The sequence below is a fragment of the Halorubrum sp. CBA1125 genome (assembly GCF_009742825.1).
In the GTDB taxonomy this organism is placed as follows: Archaea; Halobacteriota; Halobacteria; order Halobacteriales; family Haloferacaceae; genus Halorubrum.
Window position 1 is genome coordinate 1 of sequence record NZ_WPCE01000242.1, and the last position, 3,673, is coordinate 3,673.

General features: G+C 63.4%; 5 protein-coding genes and 2 tRNA genes. 3 read left to right on the forward strand and 4 right to left on the reverse strand.

All coding sequences use genetic code 11. The features are described 5' to 3' along the window. Positions 1-416, reverse strand: a 416-nt coding sequence (locus GJ633_RS14945) for a glutamate-cysteine ligase family protein (RefSeq protein WP_231741381.1), incomplete at its 3' end; no start/stop codon positions are given. Between the two features lie 151 nt (positions 417-567). On the opposite strand from GJ633_RS14945, the gene GJ633_RS14950 reads away from it, so the two are divergent. Together GJ633_RS14950 and GJ633_RS14955 are read left to right on the forward strand one after the other, a co-directional pair. Further along, positions 568-640: transfer RNA gene (locus GJ633_RS14950), tRNA-Pro, on the forward strand. 254 nt (positions 641-894) lie between these two features. After that, positions 895-968 (forward strand) — tRNA-Phe (locus GJ633_RS14955). 227 nt (positions 969-1,195) lie between these two features. Here the strand turns inward: GJ633_RS14955 and GJ633_RS14960 are convergent. Continuing rightward, on the reverse strand, positions 1,196-1,702 hold the full coding sequence (locus GJ633_RS14960; RefSeq protein ID WP_156589441.1) for a hypothetical protein: 507 nt from the start codon (positions 1,700-1,702) through the stop codon (positions 1,196-1,198). After that, entirely contained in the window at positions 1,702-2,205 is a 504-nt protein-coding gene (locus tag GJ633_RS14965) for a winged helix-turn-helix domain-containing protein (protein ID WP_156589442.1), read from the reverse strand. Before GJ633_RS14965 ends, GJ633_RS14960 begins: the two co-directional genes overlap by 1 nt. 182 nt (positions 2,206-2,387) lie before the next feature. On the opposite strand from GJ633_RS14965, the gene aglF reads away from it, so the two are divergent. Continuing rightward, positions 2,388-3,143, forward strand: coding sequence for a UTP--glucose-1-phosphate uridylyltransferase AglF (aglF, locus tag GJ633_RS14970; RefSeq protein WP_156589443.1), 756 nt, complete (start codon positions 2,388-2,390; stop codon positions 3,141-3,143). A gap of 99 nt (positions 3,144-3,242) precedes the next feature. Here aglF and GJ633_RS14975 read toward each other — a convergent pair. After that, positions 3,243-3,673: metal-dependent hydrolase (locus GJ633_RS14975; protein WP_156589444.1), on the reverse strand; the 431-nt coding region annotated here is incomplete at its 5' end.

A 3,673-nucleotide genomic window follows, 5' to 3' on the forward strand; every position in this document is an offset into this window, starting at 1 on the left:
GCGAAGGCGGGGTCGAGCGCCGTGAGGATGCGGAGCTGGTCGACCGGGGCGACCTGTTCGAAGTGGACGTGCGTGCCCGCACAGCGGGCGGCGTGCGAGAGCCGGTCGCCGAGCACGGCGCGCTGGATCACCGTCCGGGCGTCTCGCCCCGTCACGGGGACGTCACCGCAGAGCGGAGTTCCCAGCGGGACGAGGCGTCTGTCGCGTTCGCGCGCGGCCGCCACCGCCGCGTCGAGACGCGTCCACAGCGCGGCGAGCGCGCGGTCGATCGACTCACACGGCGGCGTTACGACCTCAAGGAGCGGGTCGACGAACTCGGACTCGACACCGTCGCACGCGGACGCGATCCCGGCGGCCGACGCGAGGTCGCCGTCCTCGTCGACGACCCAGCACTCGATCTCGATGCCGATTCGCATGGCTATCACCTGGGTGGGGGCGTCGCTCTCAAAGGGAGGTGATCTCCGCATCCGACAAATATTTTACGTCGCGCTAGCGCGGCGCGACGCCGAGCACCCGATCCTCGACGAACGAAACTCTTTAGCGCGTGATCCCAGTACGTGGGTGCAAGGGACCGTGGGTTAGCCTGGTATACTTCGGGCCTTGGGTGCCCGTGACCCCGGTTCGAATCCGGGCGGTCCCATCCTGCCGCTGCGAGCAACTCACGAGCAGCGGCAGGTGAAGCGGATGCGAACCAGCGAGTGTAGCGAGCGGCGCGAGCGGAACGAGTGAGGTTCGAATCCGGGCGGTCCCACTTCTGCGGCGCGAGCAACGTCGCGAGCGCCGGTGTCGTGCATCGGATTCGAACTAGAGAATACCGTCGATTCCGCACGTGACGTCGGCTTCCGCCTCCTTTCGAAATCCTTTTGTTCGGATTCGGCCTTCCTTCGAGTACGAGCCGCCTTAGCTCAGACTGGGAGAGCACTCGACTGAAGATCGAGCTGTCCCCGGTTCAAATCCGGGAGGCGGCATCATATTCACAGTTCAAATGCCCGCAATGCTGCGCGGGCGATTTTTCTGGTTCTCGGAACCGATTTACCGGGAGCTGTAACTCTCGTCGCACTTCGAGTCGCTCCGTTGGTACTGTACAGATGATCTCGAATATCATACTCACGTACGTACCTGTGTACACACCCAGATACACGAGTGACCACCTGACTTCTGGTGTCGCTCAGAACTCACCAAAATACGGACTTACTCACGTTACTGAAGCAGCGGTATCGAGTCCGACAGGTCGTCCCTGCTTCCACTCGACAGCGAGGATCGTGTCTGGAAGCGAGTTTAGTCTGTGCTCGACGACGTCCAGTGGATGTGAGTCGATGAACTGTGCTGGTTCGTGCGCGACGGGCGTCGCGCCGTCGTTCACCTGTAGGTGAACTGGCCCGAGGTCGTCGTGCGTGTCGTCCTGGTGCCAGCCGACCAGCAGACTTCGGTCTGGCTCGACCCAGTTGAACCAGTAGTACTCGTGTGGCTCCCCAGGCTGCAGTTGAAATCCGATCTCGACCCGCGCAGCCGTTACCGGGTACTCGTCCTCACCAAGGAACTGGCGTGGGTTTACCTCAGCGACGACCCGGTATGAGCCGGCCTCACGCGGCTCAGCACGTCGACGCCGAACGTTCTCGAACTCACCGCTGAGTCGATTCTGGATACGGTCGTGGAGCCGCTTGCTCTGCAAGTTCGCCCGGTTAGCGAGGAAGACGACCATCAGGCGAGCGTCGAGGGGGAATCAGTCTGCGATGACGAGAGTTCCACGACGTCGTCATACAGCTGGAGGGCGTGCTTCACGAGCCCGAGTTCCGTGTTGATCGCCTCCCACGTGGCGATTACGTTGCGGCGCTCACGAAGCTCCGCAGCCGAGAGCTCCTCGTCAGCGAGTTGCTCCCGGAACTCGTCGAGTGTACCGACGTCGTACTCCGTCGCCAGCTCTTCTTGTTCTGCCTTCAGATCCGCGAGCTGGCTCTCCAGTTCGTCACGCGAGTGGGCCTCGATCAGGTCCGTTACCTCGTCGAAGAGCATCCGCACGGGATTCAGATCGTAGGCTTTCGTTCCGTCGACGGTCGTCTCGGTGACCCAGTCGTCACTCTGCAGTCGCTGGAGCTCATCGTCGGCTGTCGCGCGCGAGACATCTGCCCGGTCCGCGATCTCCTGTACCGGCGTTGGCTCGTCCAAAAGCTCCACGACGTGCCGGACGCGCTCACGCCCGCTCATACGCTCCGTCCACGACCCTGAATTCGAGTCAGCCATCCGTACTGGTTCTTGACCGCCTTGTCTCAAATAATTTGGTGTGTCTCAAATATTCAAAAGAACGTGACCGTCGGCCACTCGGGGCGTCCTGACCGGAGATCGACGCGGTGAAAAGAGATATCCCGGTGTCGCGCGAGAGGAGACGTATGAAAGCTGTCGTACTCGCGGCCGGCGAGGGGACGCGTCTCCGGCCGCTCACCGAGGACAAGCCCAAGGGGATGGTGGAGGTCGCCGGCGAGCCGCTGCTCACCCACTGTTTCGACCAGCTGATCGAGCTGGGCGCGGACGAGCTCGTCGTGGTCGTGGGGTACCTGAAGGAGGTGATCATCGACCACTACGGCGACACCTACGAGGGCGTCCCCATCACCTACGCCCACCAGCGCGAGCAGCAGGGGCTGGCCCACGCGTTGTTGACGGTCGAAGAGCACATCGACGACGATTTCATGCTAATCTTGGGCGACAACATCTTCCAGGCCAACCTCCAGGACGTGGTCCGGCGCCAGCGCGAGGACCGCGCCGACGCGGCGTTCCTGGTCGAGGAAGTTCCCTGGGAGGAGGCCTCGCGGTACGGCGTGTGTGACACGAACCAGTACGGGGAGATCACGGACGTCGTCGAGAAGCCCGAGGACCCGCCGTCGAACCTGGTGATGACCGGGTTCTACACGTTCACGCCCGCGATCTTCCACGCGTGTCACCTCGTCCAGCCGTCGAACCGTGGGGAGTACGAGATCTCGGACGCGATCGACCTGCTGATCCAGTCGGGGCGGACGATCGACGCGATCCCCCTGGACGGGTGGCGCGTCGACGTCGGGTACCCCGAGGATCGCGAGGAGGCGGAGGCGCGACTGCTGGGGGAGTTCGAAGAGGACGAGGTGGCCGCGGAGTCGTCGGACGGCGACTGAATCGTGCGTCACATCCGCCGTGATACACGAGCGTTCCGTCACGCGGATCTTCCCGGCCCCACGGTCTCCGTGTCGCTGCCGTTCGTCTTGACATCCCTCTCACGCTTTAGGAGAGGAGATCAGATATTGACGCACCCGGAGTCCCACGAACACGACGACGGCGAGGGCGATAACGTTCAGTTGGGGATGGGTCCCCATCTCCTGATAGATCCGGAACAGCCGAATCCACGGGGGCACATTATCAGCAGGCGACTCTGAAACGGGAAACAGCGGGTACAACAGAAACCGTGCGGCCCACAGATCGCCCGCAAGCAAGAACCGATAGGTGTCGCCGAGCAGGTGACTCACGTACCCGATGGCGAACGCCGCCGGGGTGACGACCCGGAGCCGTTCGGGAAGCGTCTCGGCCGCCCAGCGGCCGCGCACGCGCCTCGCGACCCACCAGACCGCGAGCGAACAGATCGCGAACGCGAACACCGAGTGGGCCAGCGATCGGCCGTACGTGAGGAACTCGAGATACGCGAGCGGTT